The following is a 20,302-nucleotide window of genomic DNA, read 5'->3' as shown; positions in this document are numbered from 1 at the left end:
CATTTCAGACCACTGTCCAGAAACCGTTTGCAAATATTACAATAAAAAAACCCCTTAATAAAAGGGATTTGTAGTATTCTGACTTATTTTATTCATTTTCCGACTTAATCCTTTGTCTTCTGTATTCCGAAGGGGTACTCCCAACCGTTTTCTTGAACAGCTTTGAGAAATACGTTAGATTATCATAACCAACTTCGCTTGCCACTGCACTGATAGGCAAGTTGGATTGGTTCAACAGTGCGAGTGCTTTTTTTATTCTTACTTCGGTTACATATTCAATGAGCGATATTCCTGTAGACTTCTTGAATACTCGGGTCAAGTAATCTGGATTGAGAAATACATGATTGGCCATGTCCTCTCTCGTGATTTCGTTGTTCAGGTTGGCTTGAATATATTCCTTCACTTTTCCGATGACCGACTGTGATTTTGCAGTCTCTTCCGTGTAGTCAACGGCCCTGCCGATAAAATGGTGAATCCAGTTCCTCATATTATCCATGGTACTTGTAGAATTTCGATAAAGCTCCTGCGACTGCGGGTCTTTAAAAAGTTGATGCGCTTGAACCTCTTTCTGCTGCAGGAATGCATACACCATTTGCAGCACATCCTGTTGAACCATGCGCAAAACTTCAAGGTTCAGTTTCTCCTCAGCCGCCAGAGAATGAAGATAGGTTACGATTTCCTTCTGCATTTTTTCTTTTTGGCCCTGATTCAGCATGACCGTCCACTCTTGAACAAGGGACTTTAAGGCAACGATCGGGGTATCAAGATCACGATTCTCCTCATTTAGATCATAAATTTTACTGGTCAAGGTAACATTGTTCTTGTCAACTTCCAGCAGCTTCTTATATATATCGGATAGCTGCTCTCCATAAACGAAATCGCCTACATAACAGCTTACACTACATCCCAAATAAGTATTGAAAGCCACTATGAGTTCCTTGCATACATCCTTTATCTTTCCTCGATATGCTTTCTTATCCCTATACTCCGGAAGAATGGCTATCAACTGACCATTCAGAACAATGAGGTCATTTGAGTTTACGTTTCCGAAAATGATCTCACCTGCAATATTCTTCATAGCGTAATCAAGCAAGTGATGGTTCCATGAGTCCAGCTTCGTGACAAGTCTTTTTTTCACTATCACTACCAAACCATATCGTTCATCCACTCTATACGCTACATTTCTTTTTTTTGCGTTTTCGGCGATTGCCGCGGGGCTATCCGTTAGTTGTCCTTGTAACAGATCGGACCAGAAGTTTTCTACAATCATAGATTGATTATTAATCCAGTACTCTCCATACTCACTGTATTCTTTTAATCGTTTCGTTGAGGAAATTTTGGAAACGACCTTATAGATAACCTTTTCCAAGTCCTCGAAAGGGATCGGCTTAACCAAATAATCGAAGCTTCCGAGTTCAATCGCTTTTTTGGCAAATTCAAATTCGGCATGACAAGTTAATAAGACACTCTCTGTTTCGGGCGTATGCTCTCTAATCCATTCAAGCAGATCCAATCCGCTGCCTTGGGGCATCTCAATATCGCAAATGGCTATGTCTATTGGAGTCGTGGACATAATCTCTTTGGCCTGAGAAATGTTGTGTGCTGTATAAACCTCTTCAATCTTGAGCCTATCCCAGTCGATACTATGTTTAATGGCCCTAACTGTCTGAATTTCATCATCAACGATTATTATATTCATTTAGATCGGCTCCATTTTCTATTGGCAATGTAATCTCTATGCGTGCGCCAGACTCTCCGTTGTTGGTTGCGGTCACACTGGCTTTATAACCATACATTAATTTGAGCCTTTGTTTAATATTCCAGATCCCAATACTAATTCCGTCGTCTTTATGATGGACGTTATCTGCATTTATATAGGCCAGAGCTTCAGCCGAAAATCCTTTCCCGCTATCTTGGATCGTGATGCTTGCATAATTGCCGTTCTCATGTTCAACCAAAGCGGCTTTAATAAGTACCGTTACCGGTTCATACATCGTCATGGCGTGCTTAACGATATTTTCAATAAATGTGTGCAGGATCAACGGCGGTATTCGCAGGTTCATCAATGGCTGATCAGCATCGAAATGACAAATCAAATTCTCTCCTGAGCGGATCTTCTGGATTTGAAGATACGTTTGGACATGTTTTAATTCATCCTCAAAGGGGACAAGCGTAAAATTCCCTCTAACCATATACCTCAGATAATCCGCCAAACACCGAACCATATCCTGGATCAATTGATAGTCCTTCATTTGGGCCATACTGTATATGGTGTTTAAGGCATTCAAATAAAAGTGTGGCTTGATTTGCATTTGAAGATATTGGAGTTCTGCTTTCTGCTTATGAATTTGCTCTTCATACACATCTATTTTCAGCTGCTGAATCTCTGAGGTGAAATGGTTGAAGGTATCGATCAGCAGCATAAATTCATAAGGATGTCCTTCAACTTTGATGTTATGACTCAAGTCTCCGCCTTCAAGCTTTTTAATTGCGTGTTTTAACTTTGTGATCGGCTTGAATATCCATTTTCTTAATACCATGAAGGTTAAAGGAATACAAAGAATCGAAAGTAGCGCTATACAAATAATAATAATCTGAATTTGATCCATTCCTTCGAGAATACTATTTTCATTGTCCACGGTTGTTAATCGTAAGTCGCCTCGTTTAGAATCCTGCCCTATCACTAGATATCTTTTATTCACTCCGGTCATATAATAACTGCTTAAGTCACCGGATAGATCTATAGCATGGCTCTGAATAAATTCAGTTTTGTTCAAAGGCTCTCCTTTCAAAGTGGCCAAAATATAGGAATCCTTTTGATTGAGATTCAAATTATTAATGTATTTAATAAAAGTGTCAACATTTATCCAGGCTCCTATATGAATACTTCCTAAATTCAGGATTCTTACTATGTAATTGGAAGAAGTGATTCTTGATGGAAACCACTTCGAACTGTTGACGCTTTCGTCAGCTTTCATTAATGCTGATGTGTATTTCGATACAGCAATTCTTTCCTGGTAGTTCGTGCGCGAACTATATGAATATAAGTAGTCATCCGTCATACTCGAATAAATAAAGATTCCGTCCACCAAATTGTAGGTACCGATGGCTTGGACGATGTTGTCTTTTAAATTAACTTTTGCGATCTCTCTCTTACCGAGATCGTCGTTTTCTAGATTGGAGATACTTAGGTCGTACGATAAGGTTTTTAACAGGTAATCATCTACATTTTTCAGCTCAGAGTCAATCTCATTCATATATAGCGTAATTGTATCCTTTTTTGACTCAGACACTTTCTCGTGCAATACGTTGATTGAATATATATTATCGAAGATAAGAAAAAAGATAAGCGGAATAATAATGAGTTGCGAGCCAAATGTAAGTTTGAAAGTCAACGTTTTGTAAACATTCTTATCCGTAAAGAACCTCATGGAATCATCTGCTTCCCCAGTTTTTTGGTAACTTTTCAAGCATATTCCCAAACCGAAAAACGGAACTAATATTTCTTACGTTCCCGTTTAACAGTATATCAGATTCAATGATGCAATACTCTCCATCGCGCGATAGGCCCTCTGGTATATGAAATAGAAAGAGGCCTACGAACCAGTCGGCAAGCCTCTCCTCGTTGATAGCCATTTTATGTTACATTTGTTTCTGCATAAAAGCCTCTGTCTTTCGCATCGAAATAAGCTGTATCCTTAATCTCAAACGTGTCGCTGATTCGTATTTCATTGGAAGACGCTCCGACACGTACGGTCATTGCCCCTGCCTCAATGATCCATTTCATATTCACATCCAAAAACGCAAACTGATTCACTTTCATTGCGAAATGAACAGTTTTTGTTTGACCCGCTTCAAGCGCAATTCGCTTAAAGCCGGCCAGCTCCATATTCGGACGCAGCATACTGGAAACTTCGTCAGTTACATAAACCTGTACGACTTCTTCGCCAGCTCTCAGACCTGAATTTGTAATATTGCAGGACAAATTCAGCGTGTCGCCTGCTCCAACCACTTTATCCAACTTTAAATGAGAATACTCAAAAGTGGTGTATCTCCTGCCATCGCCAAAATAATACAAGGGCTGCTTAGGGCCTTGAACGTATCTGCTCAGGACCATGCCTTTGATTGGAATATAACCATCACCTTTTCGATGCCCCGCATAAATCGGGATCTGGCCTGCATTTCTTGCGGCAGTCATAGTTAATCGTCCAGCTGGATTATAATCACCGAACAATACATCCGCCAGCGCGGCTCCCCCCGTATCTCCCGGGAACCAGTTCTCAATAATCGCAGGGAAGTGCTCACTGATATATTCACTCGAGAGCGGTTTCGCATCCAAATGTACGAAAACAGCCGGAGTGCCTGGCTCATAAATAACCTTTGCCAGTTCTACCTGCACGCCGTTCAACCCGATATCCGTACTGTCTATGCCTTCACCTGTCGTGCAGCTTCGGCCCCATCCGTACTTGCCTCCAAGTATGAGGATGACGACATCGGCATGCTTAGCAGCTTCTACAGCCGCCGCGAATCCATCACGGTTCGTTCCCGCAATTTCACAACCTTTTTCATAAACAACCTGTGCGTTCGGACATTTTCCTTTGATCGAAGCAAGTATTGTAGGTGTTTTGTCGCGGTACAGTTGATTAATCGTCTCGGTTACTGCTGGCAGTTCCCGATAAACTCTGCTGCCTTCATAACATTTTTCCGCATCATAACTCCCGGCGTTTACTTCACCTGCAATAACGCCAGCCATCTGGGAAGATTCTCCGCTTATGCCCATTTCAAGAGTGGCAGGATAAGTATAACAGCTTAATAATAAACGGATGGAATCCGCATGAGGGCCTATTACAGCGATTTTATTTATGGTTTTGTCTAACGGGAGGATACCTTCATTTTTCAGAAGCACAATGGATTCGCGTGCAGCTTTTAAATTATGAGCAGCATTGTGCTCACTTCCATAGGCTTCTGCCAGCAATTCCTCTCTTGGATATGGATTCTCAAACCAAGCTTGAACTTCGTTCGAAGCACTCTCCGAACGGATCTATCAATCAAAGCCTCATCAAGCCTGCCTTCCTTCACTGCAGCAATCAGACCCCTTGAATACCCATGTGGATATGGCAATTCAATATCCAAACCAGCCTTTAAAGTTTTCTTGCATTTCATATTCCCACCCAACCATTTAAACTAAAGGAGAGATTTCTTTGTTTCTTAAATCTACTAACATAACCTATCTCGTAGGCGAGTTCAGTATTGAATGACTCACATATAGTAGCACTGGCCGGCATCCCGATATTGGGTTTGTTCACATTGACACCACAGTTTCCATTGGCAACAATAAACTCTTCCATTCCATATTTATCAAGCGCATAGAGCCGTCCTGCCTCACCGATCTCTGTCATCCAGCTGTTTAATGAACGAGTCGAGCAAATCAGGATTTGCCAATACATCGGTATATTTAATCAACCTAGATGGTCCATCCGCCTATATCGCTGTTTCTGCAATTCTTGTCCAGTTTTTTTTCGATTTCTTTCTCTAAAGCTGATATAGGCTCGGGATTATCAAAGGAATAAGGAGTCGAAATTTCGAGAAGATCCCCGAGTATGGACACCGACAAACTAAATTCTAGAACTTTCGAGTCAAGAAGCTTAATTTCACTGCTGCTTTTCGCATTCACTAGGGGTCACACGCATAATTTGACTAATTCATTTGCTCAGGTTAACCTTGATCAAATCGTTTTTTTAATGTACTCTGAATCGTAAAATACATATAGAGGACAAGATTCCTTCCAAAATCTAAACAAAATGCTCCTCTTTAACGCATCAACGACCCTTGCTTTTAATCATAGGTTTTCTCTCTTTCACATATAACTGCTAAGAACACAAACAAAGGGATGTGAAAAGTATGAGGATCTATATCGCTCATGACTACGATACTCTTCGAACAATTTCCCGAAAAAATAATGTGGACTTAGCGTCGCTCCTCTCCCTCAATCTGCGTATCATTGATCCCGATTCGAATATTGCCGGCAAACAAGTAACATTGCCCGGAACCTCGTTTTCAGCCAAAAGCCCGATGGATATTCCCATGAACACGCCCTCATCAATAAATAAAAAAGAAACGTGGATTCCTTTAACTTCGCTTGAAGATATGCAAAAAACGGATTACGATGTACTCATTGTTGGTACCGGTGCCGGAGGGGGAGCCGTCCTGTGGAGATTGATGGAACAAATTGGCGGCAGTGGTAAACGTATTGGCATCATCGAAAGAGGCGAACTTTTATTGCCTACACATGTACAGAATATCGCGACAATGAATGGTGAACGTGCCGGAAAATATTTTTCAAGTGCAGCTACAAAACCTCCTCTCTTTCCTTCCCCACAAATTTATGCCTTAGGGGGAAGAACCTTGTTTTGGAATGCAGTCAGTCCTCGCATGCCCGTATCCGATCTTGTAAGATGGCCAGTCCCAGTTAAAGAAATGGAGATTTACTACGCCATTGCAGAGAAAGTTATGAACGTCACGCAGAGCTTTACCAAAGGGGCATCGCTAACTCAAATCCTTTTAAACCGTCTACAGAAAGACTGGTTTCCCGAAGCGACGGATGAGCCAATAGCCATCAACCTCGAGGCGGTAAACAAATATGGAGTCGTCAATTCCAACCCATTTTTCAGCTCTCTTATTTTTTTTGCCCAAGCATTGAACCATCCCTTCGATTTGGCTATCAACGCCCGCGCTGTCGAGGTTCTTACGGAAAAAGACAGAGCCGTCGGCGTTAAGGTAATGGCGCCGGGTAAGAAAACGTATTTTCTGAAAGCAAAAACTGTGGTGCTGTCGGCAAGCACGTTTGGAACGACGCAAATCTTGCTAAACTCAGGAATTAGAAACAGAGCGATCGGTCATTATTTAACTATCCATTCCAGGTTAGTCGGCAATGGAAAAGTAAAGCGGAATGAATTCCCAGAGATCCTAGGACCGCTTCGCATTCTGATTCCGGGAACGGAAGATCGTTCTTATCAAATCCAGATTTGGGGTCCAGGCGATTACACTTGGGTTCAGTATCAAGTTCAACCATTGAAAGAGGAATGGGATATCATTATTTACGCTTCAGGTCGAGTCGAATCCCGATTCGATAATAAAATTACCCTCCATCCGTACAAACGTGATGAGTACGGAGTACCGGAAATCCAAATCGATTTTTCCTTCAGCGATCAGGATGAAGCCGTTATCCGCCAGATGGCTGAAGGCTTAAAGCGAGCTTCGTCAGCGATGAAAACCCCCTTGTTTTCAGATGACGGCCAACCACTCTTACGCTTGTGGCCCCCCGGATGGGACAGCCATGAAGTGGGGACGTGCCGCATGGGCGAAGACCCGTCTACCTCGGTCACTAACCAGTATGGCCAGGTTCATGGTATACAAGGACTTTATGTGGCGGACAATAGCGTCATTCCGACCAGCGGTACCGCCAATCCCACACTCACTACCGTTGCTTTGGCCATACGTACGGCGGACAATATCATCCAACAACTGTAACGGTTTGTCGGCGAGGAGAGTAAATCATGCGATTTATTAGATTTGGTGGCGAATTATGGGACATGTCCAAATTATGCCGATAAGATAGGCGCACGTTACATCATTACCTTTCTTCCTCCAGAAAGGTTCAGCGATGAATCCATGATTCAAAATACGATCTCTTCTTTGAAAAAGATAGGTTTGGAGGTCAAACGCCACGGAATGCAATTTCTATTCCACCCTCACGCTGCAGAGTATGAAATAAGAGACGGAAAACGAATTCTCGACCGCTTGCTTTCAGGCGTCGGCACTGATTTAATGCAGTTGGAGCTCGACTTGTACTGGACGAAGAAGGGGGGCTTAGAGCCTAAGAAAGCTCTTTTGACTTACAAAGGCTTGTCACCGCTTATTCATGTCAAGGACATGGATCCTAGCGGAGCCACAACGGAGGTCGGCCGCGGCTCAATTGATTGGCCGCCGATTTTTCGCATTCTTCAAGATGTCGGTGTGAAATATTACTTTGTAGAACAGGATGATAGTCCGCATCCGCTGGAAAGTGCGAAAATGAGCATTGAGTATTCGAAATCGATCGGAGTGGCCTAGGAAAGAGTTCATGCAATTACTGAACGTATATGACTAAGAAAAGCATTTTACACCTGTTGTCAGCGCCATCTTCCGCTTCCGCTTCAATCCGACGAAGGAATATCCTTTTCCTTGGATTTCATTCCCTTAAAAATTGTTATCAAAGTAATGATAAGTAACGGTAAAACCCCAACTGTAGTAATTAATAATGGCCACATGATCATAACATTCTCGACAAATTCCATTTCATCTTTATACATTGTAAGTGTCAGGAGTAAAGACAATAGCGCTATTGGAGATGCAAAACTTCGCACATCCGACAGTTTCATTAAATTGGACAGAGTCACCATCAAAATAAACATTGTGATGGTTATTTTCATATAATGGCCAACGATGACTGAGATCCCGATTACAGTCTCTATTCTTTCAATAATATCCTGTATAGAGACGATGCTGGCAAGTTGAAACAAGGAAAATTTCAATTCACCGGCTATCGGTCCAAAAACCATTAACGTGGATATTGTGGTAGCCATTAAAGAGAAACCACCTACGATAAGGGCGAAGAAAAGAAATTTGCTCATCCGTTTCTGCTGTTCTTTGCGAACGAAAGGAAAGAGCATTGCGAAGTAGACGATTTCTGCATGAGGAAACCCGAACGAAATGTAAGTCCCATGCAAAATCGGCTTAAATCCTTTAGGAAATATAGGGAATAGATACTCAAAATGATAATTTGGAATAGCTAATAACAACACTAAAACAACAAATCCCAACATCAAATACAACAGAAGGGAAAACATTCTGGCCATGGCTTCAATACCTGCGCGCGCCGTTAAAAATGCAGTCGCAAGAATCACGAAGTGAACTACAAGGGTAGGCATTTCCGTAAACATCGAGCCTGTAAGAAATCCGCCTAAATCAATAATTATTAGGGATAGATCCAATAAAATCATCATTAGAAATGGGATCGCAATCAATATTGTCAACCATTTTCCAAGTGTTTTCCGGCTGTAGTCAATAAAGGTCAATCCAGGGTACTTCCGATTTAGATAAAGAAGACAAGCTAATAACAGTATTGCGAGTCCATTTGAGAGTAATATAGAAATCCATGCTCCGTTATTCGCTACATTCGCCAACGGAGAAGGAATATGAACAATAGAGGAACCTGTTAAAAAGGCCAGCATGATAAGTGCCAGCTGCCATGCGCTAATCGTTTCTAACTTATTCATCGCAATCCTTCTCCTTAGCTAATTATTAGGCAGATGGACTAAAAAATTCAACGATGCGTTTGGACGGTCCGGCGAAAAAAAAGCCGAACAAATCATTGAGGTTCGGCCATTGTTTTTCAAACACATAAATAAGGCTTAGGTACACAGCGCCTAGTAACATAACTCCATATACAATGAGCTCTCTTTTGCAGCTTTGTTTCCATTTACGGCCTTCGTAGACGAATAGAACAGTAAATAAAACAAGAGGAAGGAAACCCCGCACAAGCACTGTCTCACCCCCTATTCTCTAGAAAATGGTTTACCAATCTTCATACCCGTATTTCGAACACTTACGTTTGTTTCGATCTTAAATGACGCTTCGGCAAACCGTTCATCCCAATCTTTCTTCCATTTCTCCCACAACGCAGGATCATTCCTATAAATTCGATTTCCAATACCAATAGCATCGATTTTTTGCTTTTGCAAATATTGAATTGTACTGCGTAAATTCTGTTCTACTGTTCTTTCAATCGTTTTCTCTACATCTTTTTCTTTATCTTTTGTTTCCATGGAAGAACAACTTAATTCACCGATACTTCCTTCGATCTTGGTTACAACTTGAATAGAAAGCGAATTCCCATCGATCTTCGGTGTTATTTTTGTTTTAACTGTGTCCACCTCAAAAGATTCCATTGTTTTATTCTCTTCTGATTGATTGCTGCAAGGAAATTTAATAATCCCTCCGAGATATTTGTCTGTAAGCATAAGCAAACTTTGGGTTTTTGCAGGTTTTACTACGTCGTTAACCATTCTGGCATTTTTAAAAAAGACATTTCCGGCAACAGGAATCGTTCTTGGCGTATTTTTACTTTTGTAAATGTAAGGAACCGTAGCAACGCCGACTGCACTTTTCATCTGTACCATTAAGTCGAGCAGATTTATTTCGGTCGATTTAGAAGTATACCGGGTCGCGGCCTTATCAGACTGTCTTATTTGTTGGCTTATGGTTCCCTCAATTAATGGTTTCATATATAAATAATCGTCTGCCTTTCCCTCCGCAACTGAAACTGTAGCGTTCCCCCACGGCTCATAATCCCTTACGAAAAAATCCAATATTTTGCCCAGGTTTTTAGTTTTTGCCACTTCTTCCCCTATGATGATAACCCTCATATGCCCCCAATGGGCTTTCCGCCCTAATTGAATGGAAATATCGCGAACGGCATCGAAAACCGTCTCCCCTTCCGTCTTAATGACAATCGCAGATGGGGCTTTTACTTTCCCTCCATCATCACCGCCGCCACCGCTTGGCTTATAAAATAGCGTGGTTAATTGAATATGCTGATCCTGCGTTTGATCAATAGCTACCGCTTGTACAAATCCCCACTGAATCAACTCGTACTTCCCCCAGCATCCCGATAAGAGCAGAAAAAGTAAGATACTCAATGGGATAGACATGTACATTCTCATCAATGATCCTTCCCTTGTGTCAGAGCAATACAATGCTAAGGTCAATTATGCTTCTTATGCAAATGTTTATTTCGTGGAGACCGAGAAAGCATTTGAAGCGGAGCACGAATGATAATATCCCGCAGTTGTTCCGGTTGTAAAGGAGCCAGCGCCGATAGATAGGGTTCGCCCAATGATCGCAAACAAATTAAATGCAACAATATCAGCAGAAAAGCGATCATAATTCCTAAGCCTCCCATACAAGCAGCGAAAAACATCAAAGGAAACCGCAAAATTCTCAGAGCAATCGACATATTATACTGTGGCAAGGCAAAACCCGCTATTCCGGTTAGTGAGACAATAATGACCATCATCGGAGAAGCTATTTTTGCTTGAATTGCAGCCTGGCCGATAACAAGTGCTCCAACGATACTAACCGCCGAGCCAACTGGTCGAGGCAATCGAATACCTGCTTCTCGCAACAATTCAAAGAAAAACTCCATGATCACCGCCTCAGCAAATGCAGGAAATGGGATTCCTTCACGTGAGTCAAGAATTGCTAACAAGAGTACAGTAGGGATCAATTCAGGATGAAATGTTGTTAAAGCAATATAAACGCTCGGTAAAACAAGTGATATAATGAATGCGCCAATCCTCAATAGCCTGATTAATGATGCATAAACCGTTCTCGAGTAATAGTCTTCACTCGATTGAAAAAATTCAATAAACAGGCCAGGACAAATCATGGTCATTGGCGTTCCATCAACCATAACCACAATTTTTCCGTCTAATAGCGCCGCGACGGCGGTATCCGGACGTTCCGTATATCGAAACTGCGGAAAGGGGGAAAATATCTTATCCTCCATCCATTCCTCAATATAGGATGTTTCCAAAACCTCTTCCTTCTCTACGCCGGCAATCTTTCTTTTAAATTCAGCTAATGTTTCCGGATTTACGATCCCTTCCAAATAACCAAAAGCTATGTTTCTTTTGACATTAAGCCCCGCTGTAAATTTCTCGATCTTAAATAAAGGAGTTTTCAATAAGTTTCGTAGCAATCCGATATTTTGGGAAATACCCTCGATCATAGCCATGTGAGGTCCTTGCACCACCGGCTCAGTTATCGGTTCAGTGATATTCCTCGTTTCAATGCCAACAGCATTATAGCTAAGAACCTTGTTCCACGAATCAAAAAAGATAACGATACAACCGTCCAATATTTTTAGGACTGCCTGATCCAAGTCATCAAGAAGAATGGCAGATTGAGCAGAAACAACATGTCGAGTGAAATGATACATCACATCCTCAGGACAAATCGTCGTAGCCGGGCCAACTTCATGGGTCACCAGATCCTGAAGGGATTCCTTCATATAATTTAACTCTTTCCCACCAACAAGCGTATCCAAATAAACAGAAAATGCCTCATATCTGAGTTCAGGTCCATATCGCCATGGAAGGATTTGAATATCTTGACAATTGGCAAAAATTTCCTCAACACGCCAAAGATTATCTGTTAAATTCTCTGAAATGGTGGAATTGCCAACGTCACTTTGTTCTTCTACAGGATTTTGGATATTTAGTAAGGGGTTTCGGTTAGATTTAAGCAACTTGTTCCATTTCATCTCATCGAATCCCCCCTTAATTCCTTCCTAATTGGGAACATATTTCCATACTCAGTATGGCTTTTGTATTGAAAGAATATGCACTGTTTCTTCATACGCTTATTCTTGGGACATATACATGTAAGAGCGGAAAGGAAAGGGGGTATACAATTGAGGATCTGTATAGCAAATCATGCCGATACGCTACGAACCATCGCTCGTAAACATCATGTTGAATTGGACCTCCTGATGTCACTTAATCCGCATATCATCGATCCAGATACATATCTTGTTGACAGACATATAAGACTCCCCGATCTTGCCATACCGACAAAAAGTACGGAGAAGCTGAAGAATGAGTGGATTCCCTTGACTTCCCTTGAAGAGATGCAACGCAAAGACTATGATATTCTCATTGTCGGTACAGGCGCTGGAGGAGGGGCTGCCTTGTGGAGAATCATGCAACAATTGGGGAACAGCGGCAAACGCATCGGCATCATTGAAAGAGGCGGACTATTGCTACCTACTCATGTGTATAATATTGCTACCATGGATTCCCAGACTTATATAAAATATATTGACAATGTTTTTACAACCAATCCGGATGTACCATTCCCCCAATTGAATGCCCTTGGGGTAGAACCTTGTTCTGGGGATTGGCTTCTCCGCGCATGCCTGTTTCAGAAATGATAGGCTGGCCCGTATCGCTTCAAGAAATGAATTTTTACTATAATATCGCAGAAAAGGCGATGAATGTAACACGGAACGCTTCCAAAGATGCCTCATTCACACAAATTCTTCTAAATCGACTACAGATGAATGGATTTCCAGAATCAATTGACACCCCAATGGCCGTAAATTTGGAAACAATCTGGTATGAGACGATCAGTTCCAACGTCAATTTCAGTTCAATTGTATTCTTTGCACAGGCCTTGAATTACTCTCCTTTCGACTTGGCGGTAAATAGCCGAGCCGTTCAGGTTCTCACAGAAAATAAAAAAGCCGTAGGCGTTAAAGTCATGTCAGCGGATAAAAAACGCTATTTTCTAAAAGCAAAAAACGTCATACTATCTGCAAGCACATTGGGTACGACGCAAATCCTGCTTAATTCGGGGATTGAAGGGAGAGCGATTGGCCATTATTTAACCGGGCATTCCAGGGGCATTGCAACGGGAAAAATAAAACGAGAAGAATTCCCGGAGAGCTTGGGACCTCTTCTCATACTAACTCCTGGAACCGACCGTCGCCCCTATCAATTACAATTTTCCGGATCCATTAAGGGTACTGTTGAACCGTTGAGCAAAGAATTGAACTTTTTAATTTCAGCTTATGGGACGATCGAATCCCAGTTTGATAATTTTCTAAGCCTTAACCCACAGAGACTGGATGAATTTGGAGTACCAGAACTTCAGATGCATTTTACTTACAGCGAACGGGATCGCCACGTGATTCAACAAACGCGAGAAGCGGTAAAGCAGGCATCAATTGCAATGAAAGTTCCTTTGGTGTCAAATAACGGTGAAACGATTCTTTTTCGTCCGTATGATTTCGGCTCTCATGAAATGGGGACTTGCCGTATGGGAGATGATCCTATGACCTCAGCAACCAATCGTTATGGTCAAATCCATGGTGTACAAGGTCTTTATGTCGCTGATAACAGCGTCCTTTCAACAAGTGGTACAGCTAATCCGACGCTCACTACCGTTGCCTTGGCCATTCGCACAGCCGATTATATTGTCCAACAATTGAAATAATTAGATTTTAGAAGGAACGACGCCGATAGACTTCAGATAGTTCAGACTCCATTTCACACTTTCCAAAGGTTGCGGACTTTGATCATGCTCCACGAAGTAATACTTGACACCAACTTCATTTAAAATACGAAAAATCGGTGGCCAATCGATCGTACCGCTGCCAACATCCGCGAAGTCCCCGCTTTGATCCATATCCTTGATGTGAATGAGCGGAACGCGGCCTTTATATTTTTGAAGGGTGGCTTGCGGATCCAGTCCCGCCTTCTTCACCCAATAAAGATCGAGTTCCAGTTGCATAAGATCACTTCCTACATGCTCCAACAAATGGTCGATGATATACTGTCCATCTTTTTTCGCAAACTCGTAATCATGTGGATGATACAAGAGTTGCATACCATGACGCTGAAGCTCTTTTCCGAAATTTCGAAGACTGTCCACAAGAGCTTTGATTTTGGAATCATCATTGAAAGTCTCTTTGGGAGAAGAGACTACAAGATACTTCGCGCCTATCGTTTTGGCGTATTTGATCTGTTCATCGAAATTATACGCGGCGCTGCCAAAAGTAGATATCGCCTTTAGACCCAGAGTATCTAAATACTTTTTCATTTCCGCTGCCTCTATACCTTCATAACCGGCGAATTCCACTACTTTATATCCCATGTCAGATACTTTCTTAAGCGTTCCAAAAAAGTCCTTCCGAGTCTCATTGCGTAACGTATACAGTTGTACTCCAGGTGGGATTTCGGACATTTCCCACATTTGACTTCCTAACCTAATAAACTTCACCTATGTTCCTCCCTCAAGTCTGACAGAATCATGTTGAAACATTATATGCATCAAATTTTATAAAGTTAGCTGCAGTTTCATGCATGATCTTCCCCTGGAGCGATATTAAAAAGGCCAACCGGGTAGTCCGGTTGACCAGGTGATTCTTATTCGTAATTTTCAATCCGCCATTCTTCTTTCCAATCCAGATAGGCCATTTTCCCGTCAAAGCGGAATGGCAGCCATACATTTTATTTGTATGCAAATAATCTTACTTTTAGCAAGGTCGGCTTATCATATCTCATTAACGCAACTTCATCACCATTTAGTCTTCGAATCATCTTCCAATTTCCATTCTCAAACTTTCCTTCTTCCAACGAGAGGATATCCAGATTTGGCTTTCCTTGATTTGCGGAAAGCGGCTTGAGAGCACAACCATTTGCAATGATATAGAATTCATCTTCGGACTCTTTTAATATCAGACATACTCCATCTTTTCTCGTTAACATTGGCGAGTTCATCATTACTTGAAAGCCATATCTTCCAAACATCATGGTATCATCATCATTACGTTCACTAATAACTGCCTGCAAATCGGGTGTACCATACTTTTCCGTTAATAAAGGCATCATGTCATTTAATGTTCTGGAGAACCATCCATATTCTTCTGCATTCTGTGGTACGGACAGTGCTGGATCTGAAGTATCCATTCCAAAAAGGAATGAAGCTGTTGCTGAAAATGGTTCTCCCATCTCCTCAAATCCAAACGGAGAATAACAAAGTGCATGATAATGCCCTACTACATATACTTCTCTTGGTCCTGCATAACTGTGGGTTGCCGCCTCAGGGATAAACAACGGATTTCCTCGTCTTGTATATTCATCACATACACCGCAGAAATCAGTAACATAAATATCCGGTGCAATAATATCTATGGAAGGTGCACAATATTTCCATACCTCCATCATCCGCGATACCGGACCACCGCTTGGATACTTTCCGGCTTTTTCTCCTTTATCCAGCCAGCAGTTCGCTACCGTAGGAATCGGATAAACCTCTTTTCCTGCTGTAGCAACTTTATTCACATAACTTACTATATAGTAAGCACTGAACATTTCTTCAGCTACATCACCAAATACAGCCTTCCAGCTGCCACTTTTTGCCCCTTCTTCTACTGCGCTTCGCACATCAGAAACCATCGTATCTGTGTGTGCCTTCATGTAATCAGCGAAATTTTGTGGAACCTCTGTCTCAAATAATGCATCTGCTTCATCTGAATTTTCTCTTGCGGAACCCATGACTCCAGTCTCGTTCTCTACCTGAATTATCACAACAGTATTTTCCAGTTCATCAATCTCTTTGATATGCAACATTAATTCCCGAAAAGCTCTTGTGTCTGACTCATTTGTTGCTTCACACAGATAGGATAATGATGTGTAAGACATTCCATAGAAATCCTTAAGATGTGTAAAATTCTGTCCTTTCTCTATTTCAGCTCTTTTAAAACGTTCCAAGTCAGTCTTCACCCAGGCTGGTGCATAATAACACTGTGCATTTTTCCATGCCCCAAACCACAGAAATCCCAGTTTCTTACCACGCCTTCTTGCCTGTTCAATCAGTCCATCTACCAGGCTAAAATCAAATGCGCCTTCCTCCGGCTCAATCATCTCCCAAGTCACCGGCAGCAATAAACTGTTCATTCCCAGTTCCTCTGCTTTATCCCAGACCTGCTCCATGTACTCAACTGACGATGAACTGGAATTATGAACTTCACCAGAAAGCATAATAAATGGCTTTCCCTGCACCATCAGCATTTTCTTCCCCTGTACTTCTTTTAAATATGGATTTGACATCTGAATCCTCCTCGTTTTTCCTATTGATTTTTTTATTTATTCCATTGTTATTTTATCCAGTAATTTCCATATTCAGGACCGATCGTGAAAGAGCAAAAGTTCTCGCACCTTTTGAAAAACTCCATTTGTCATTAAAAGATTTCTTTAGCATGTTAGTCCCCCTCTCAAATGAATGTTCTCTCCTAATCTTATTGCAATTGATGCAGGTCAACTAACATTATGTCGACTACTTGGCTAGTGCTTTTTCGACACATTGCAAATACCCATACGTCGTCGTCGTTGTTCGGAGACAATTAAGTTTAAAAATGCAAGAAGCCAGCAAACTCAAGGGTTTACTGGCTTCTTGTGAAATAAAAATTACAATTAAATTACTGAACTGGTTATTTGGTGCAAAAAGACTGAAATACAATTAAGTTTAAAGTTATGAGTTGTACCAACGTCGATATTCCTGTGGGGTCAGTCCGGTATGCTCCCGGAAGCGTGCGATGAAGTAACTGCTCTGGGAAAAACCCGTGTTCTCTGCCACTTGCTTAATCGTCCATTCGGTAGACATAAGCAGTTGCTTGGCTACAACAAGACGACACTCAAACAGCCATTCCATAGGCGTCCGTCCCATCACTTCGTGAAACATCCGACTAAAATAATAGGTACTGAAGGATGCCTGCTCGGCCATCTGCAGGAGCGTCAGCGGCTTCGTACAGTTGTTGCGGATATATTCCGCAACCTCCCTCATCCGTGCACGCTTATCCAGCATTGTCGCTGTTCCAAGCGTCTCCGCACTTAATGCAAGCTCGGCAAGAAGTTCATAGAGCCGTACCGCCAATTGCACCTCGTTCCTATCATAAGGGGAAGCCAGCTCCAGTAAGCCCCCTGCCAGTTGTTTAAGCTTTGGCAAATCGCCAAATGTAAACAACCAAACAGAAGAAGTTCCTTGACCGCTCAACAGTCTGCTGAGCCCCTCGCCTGCTATGTGTACCCAGAATACTTCCCAAGGCTCCTTCGGATCTGTTCGATACTCCTGCGCTAGACCCGGCCCGTAATAGAAGCCCTGCCCTGCCTCCAAGCAGAATTCCTTTCCGTTATCTATCACATACCCTTTCCCGCTTAATACGATATGCAAATTTGCTTGCTGCAGCTGCCCCTTAAACCTCCACTCTTGATGATCGGGAGAATTGGCATATCGGCCAATCATATCCGGAAAAACCGTGTAGTGCTTGTACATCGGTTCTGGTAACACATAATGAATTTTCATAACCCCTCCAAAACGCAAGAATCTAATACGGTCAACAAAATGATGTTATTTAACTTCCTATTATAAAGAAATATAATGAGTACATAAAGGACTTTATATAGCAAAAAAATACTATGCGATTAGAAAAGAGGTTGTTTACATCATGGATAAAACCATTCCAGGAGAAAAATTTGATCTAGGCGTCTGCTACTACCCCGAGCAGTGGCCTGAGCACATGTGGGCTGATGATTACAGACGTATGCAAGAACTAGGCTTTACAATTATACGAATGGGTGAGTTTGCATGGAACTTTTTCGAACTGGAGGAAGGGGTATTTACGTTTGATTTGTTTGACCGTGCCATAGACCTTGCTTACGAGCACGGACTGAAGGTCATTCTCGGTACCCCGACGGCTACGCCGCCCGCCTGGATGACCTATAAATACCCCGAAATTCTGAATGCCACTTTCGAAGGCGTGCAGTATCAGCACGGGCTGAGACGGCACTACAATTACAGCAGCCCCGTGTATCGGGAATATTGCGCAAAGATTACAGAAGCTATGGCTAATCATTATGCGAACCACTCCGGCGTAGTAGGCTGGCAGATCGACAATGAGCTTAACTGCGAGGTCAATGTATTCTACTCCCAGGCAGACCATGCAGCATTTCGGACTTGGTTACGGGAGAAATACGGTTCCTTAGAAGTTTTGAATCAGACATGGGGTACTGTCTTCTGGAACCAGGGTTATTCAGACTGGGAGCAGGTTCATTTACCTCGCCCTGCGCCTACTAAATCCGCTAACCCTCATCAAGCTCTGGATGAAAAGCGGTTTATCTCGGATAACACCATTTCTTTCGCCCGTTTGCAGGTAGAAATATTGCGAAAGCTTGCACCAAAGCAATGGATCACAACCAACGGCATGTTTGGTCATCTGGATAGTCATGCCATGACCGATGAACTACTGGATTTCTTTTCTTTTGACTCGTACCCGAACTTCTCAACCATTTGGAACGATGCGGATCGAGAGAGCCCGCTCATGGACCGCAACTATTCAAACCAACTCGCTAAGGTTCGTTCGGTCTCCCCTACTTTCTGCATCATGGAGCAACAATCGGGCCCAGGCGGTTGGGTGAACCTGTTTGGACAATCTGCCCCAAAACCGGGACAAATGAGATTGTGGACTTATCAATCTGTTGCTCACGGTGCGGATATGGTTTTGTTTTTCAGATGGCGAACGGCTACATTCGGCACTGAGATTTATTGGCATGGGATCAATGATTACCATAACCGTCCCAACCGGAGGGTGGCCGAAGCAGCTAAGATTAGCCGGGAATTGGGACAAATCGGGGAGGCCATCGCTGGATCTCGTTACGTTGCGGAAGTGGCTATCTTGCACGATTATGACAACGAGTGGGACGGCGAACTCGACCAATGGCACGGTCCTCTAACGAAAGAGAGTGAATACAGCTGGGGTAAATCTCTACAGTTTAACCATATTCCTTTCGATTATTTGTATTTGCAGAATAAGACTAACCTGGATGACCTCGTTCGTTACAAAGTGCTGATCTACCCTCATCCGGCCATTATGTCGGAGGAAACGTCGGAGCTGCTTAAGCAGTATGTAGCGGGAGGAGGAAAGCTGCTTTTCGGAGCTCGTACAGGTTATAAGGATAAACGTGGACATTGCCGAATGACACCATTCCCTGGTCTAGTCGCTGAACTGTGCGGAGTGACAGTAGAAGACTTTACGCTTGTTCTGAACGAGGCATCCACACCGAATATTCGATGGATTGACGGCGGAGACGAAGAAAGTACGCCAGCACACCTGTTCAACGACATACTCCAGCCAGAGAACGGCAACGTACAGACACTTGCCCTGTTCGACGGAGATTATTATGCAGGAAAACCGGCACTTACTCGAAACCCCTACGGCAGCGGTGAAGCCTATTATTACGGGGCCGCATTCAGTCGCGAAGTAGCGGATGCCTTGATTCGCCGTCTCGGACTGAAGCCTGCTACAACAGGTTGGGCCGAACTGCCCCCTGAGGTGGAGGTTGCCATCCGTGTGAAACAGAATCGTCGCTTTGCCTTTATACTCAACTACTCCGACAAGCCGGTCAAAGCTCATCTTTTGCAGGAGATGGAAGACCTCTTGGAAAACAAACGGCTTGACGCAGGATATCTGAACATCGCTCCTTACGATGTGAAGGTCTTATCTTTGAACTAAAGAAAAGGAACCGGTCGTCTGAACTGTAACCCGTTTCGTAGACATTTTAATAAAAAGAACTAAGCAGCAAGGAGATGGTCCCTGAACTGGTCAGGGGTCATCTTTTTTAATGTCCACTGATATCTTGAT

General features: G+C 42.6%; 17 protein-coding genes. 5 read left to right on the top strand and 12 right to left on the bottom strand.

Going from position 1 to position 20,302, the window contains the following annotated elements:
* Positions 1–88: 88 nt before the first annotated feature.
* The 5 genes from AC58P7_RS21620 to AC58P7_RS21600 form a co-directional block, all read right to left on the bottom strand.
* Complete coding sequence (locus AC58P7_RS21620) at positions 89–1,699, bottom strand: response regulator transcription factor (RefSeq protein WP_497346513.1); 1,611 nt, start codon at positions 1,697–1,699, stop codon at positions 89–91.
* A complete protein-coding gene (locus AC58P7_RS21615) occupies positions 1,680–3,431 on the bottom strand; it encodes a sensor histidine kinase (RefSeq protein ID WP_497346511.1) in 1,752 nt (583 codons plus the stop codon). The genes AC58P7_RS21620 and AC58P7_RS21615 overlap by 20 nt, the downstream gene beginning before the upstream one ends.
* A 206-nt stretch (positions 3,432–3,637) precedes the next feature.
* Positions 3,638–4,975 (bottom strand): glycoside hydrolase family 3 C-terminal domain-containing protein, encoded by a 1,338-nt coding sequence (locus tag AC58P7_RS21610; protein WP_497346509.1) that lies wholly within the window; start codon positions 4,973–4,975, stop codon positions 3,638–3,640.
* On the bottom strand, positions 4,927–5,163 hold the full coding sequence (locus AC58P7_RS21605; protein ID WP_497346507.1) for a glycoside hydrolase family 3 N-terminal domain-containing protein: 237 nt from the start codon (positions 5,161–5,163) through the stop codon (positions 4,927–4,929). The genes AC58P7_RS21610 and AC58P7_RS21605 overlap by 49 nt, the downstream gene beginning before the upstream one ends.
* On the bottom strand, positions 5,160–5,447 hold the full coding sequence (locus AC58P7_RS21600) for a hypothetical protein (RefSeq protein ID WP_497346505.1): 288 nt from the start codon (positions 5,445–5,447) through the stop codon (positions 5,160–5,162). Before AC58P7_RS21600 ends, AC58P7_RS21605 begins: the two co-directional genes overlap by 4 nt.
* A 454-nt stretch (positions 5,448–5,901) precedes the next feature.
* On the opposite strand from AC58P7_RS21600, the gene AC58P7_RS21595 reads away from it, so the two are divergent.
* Together AC58P7_RS21595 and AC58P7_RS21590 are read left to right on the top strand one after the other, a co-directional pair.
* Positions 5,902–7,530 carry a GMC oxidoreductase gene (locus AC58P7_RS21595; protein WP_497346503.1) on the top strand — a complete coding sequence of 543 codons (1,629 nt, stop codon included), beginning with the start codon at positions 5,902–5,904 and terminating at the stop codon, positions 7,528–7,530.
* 45 nt (positions 7,531–7,575) lie between these two features.
* Complete coding sequence (locus AC58P7_RS21590) at positions 7,576–8,112, top strand: sugar phosphate isomerase/epimerase family protein (RefSeq protein WP_497346501.1); 537 nt, start codon at positions 7,576–7,578, stop codon at positions 8,110–8,112.
* 83 nt (positions 8,113–8,195) lie between these two features.
* Here AC58P7_RS21590 and AC58P7_RS21585 read toward each other — a convergent pair whose 3' ends face one another.
* Genes AC58P7_RS21585 through AC58P7_RS21570 form a run of 4 tightly spaced genes read right to left on the bottom strand, consistent with a single transcriptional unit; the run spans position 8,196 to position 12,364 of the window.
* On the bottom strand, positions 8,196–9,317 hold the full coding sequence (locus AC58P7_RS21585) for a GerAB/ArcD/ProY family transporter (protein WP_497346499.1): 1,122 nt from the start codon (positions 9,315–9,317) through the stop codon (positions 8,196–8,198).
* A 25-nt stretch (positions 9,318–9,342) separates the two neighbouring features.
* Positions 9,343–9,585, bottom strand: coding sequence for a hypothetical protein (locus tag AC58P7_RS21580; RefSeq protein ID WP_497346497.1), 243 nt, complete (start codon positions 9,583–9,585; stop codon positions 9,343–9,345).
* Between the two features lie 11 nt (positions 9,586–9,596).
* A complete protein-coding gene (locus AC58P7_RS21575; protein WP_497346495.1) occupies positions 9,597–10,751 on the bottom strand; it encodes a Ger(x)C family spore germination protein in 1,155 nt (384 codons plus the stop codon).
* A gap of 53 nt (positions 10,752–10,804) precedes the next feature.
* Positions 10,805–12,364, bottom strand: coding sequence for a spore germination protein (locus AC58P7_RS21570; protein ID WP_497346493.1), 1,560 nt, complete (start codon positions 12,362–12,364; stop codon positions 10,805–10,807).
* 150 nt (positions 12,365–12,514) lie between these two features.
* Between AC58P7_RS21570 and AC58P7_RS21565 the strand changes: the two genes are divergently transcribed.
* Both AC58P7_RS21565 and AC58P7_RS21560 read left to right on the top strand, forming a co-directional pair.
* Positions 12,515–13,033, top strand: a complete 519-nt coding sequence (locus AC58P7_RS21565) for a LysM peptidoglycan-binding domain-containing protein (protein WP_497346491.1) — start codon at positions 12,515–12,517, stop codon at positions 13,031–13,033.
* A 26-nt stretch (positions 13,034–13,059) separates the two neighbouring features.
* Positions 13,060–14,097 (top strand): GMC oxidoreductase, encoded by a 1,038-nt coding sequence (locus AC58P7_RS21560; protein WP_497346490.1) that lies wholly within the window; start codon positions 13,060–13,062, stop codon positions 14,095–14,097.
* Here the strand turns inward: AC58P7_RS21560 and AC58P7_RS21555 are convergent, their stop codons facing one another.
* The 3 genes from AC58P7_RS21555 to AC58P7_RS21545 all read right to left on the bottom strand — a co-directional run bounded on the left by AC58P7_RS21555 (position 14,098) and on the right by AC58P7_RS21545 (position 17,967).
* Positions 14,098–14,883, bottom strand: a complete 786-nt coding sequence (locus tag AC58P7_RS21555; RefSeq protein WP_497346488.1) for a sugar phosphate isomerase/epimerase family protein — start codon at positions 14,881–14,883, stop codon at positions 14,098–14,100.
* A 230-nt stretch (positions 14,884–15,113) separates the two neighbouring features.
* Complete coding sequence (locus tag AC58P7_RS21550; RefSeq protein WP_497346486.1) at positions 15,114–16,715, bottom strand: GH35 family beta-galactosidase; 1,602 nt, start codon at positions 16,713–16,715, stop codon at positions 15,114–15,116.
* A 421-nt stretch (positions 16,716–17,136) separates the two neighbouring features.
* Complete coding sequence (locus AC58P7_RS21545; protein WP_497346484.1) at positions 17,137–17,967, bottom strand: AraC family transcriptional regulator; 831 nt, start codon at positions 17,965–17,967, stop codon at positions 17,137–17,139.
* Between the two features lie 142 nt (positions 17,968–18,109).
* Here AC58P7_RS21545 and AC58P7_RS21540 point away from each other — a divergent pair, with 142 nt between their 5' ends.
* A complete protein-coding gene (locus tag AC58P7_RS21540) occupies positions 18,110–20,173 on the top strand; it encodes a beta-galactosidase (protein WP_497346482.1) in 2,064 nt (687 codons plus the stop codon).
* Positions 20,174–20,302: the final 129 nt, after the last annotated feature.

The organism is Paenibacillus sp. J22FR5 (genome assembly GCF_059691975.1).
The sequence above is the reverse complement of the archived record's forward strand: the minus strand, read 5'-3'. Positions and strand labels throughout refer to the sequence as shown.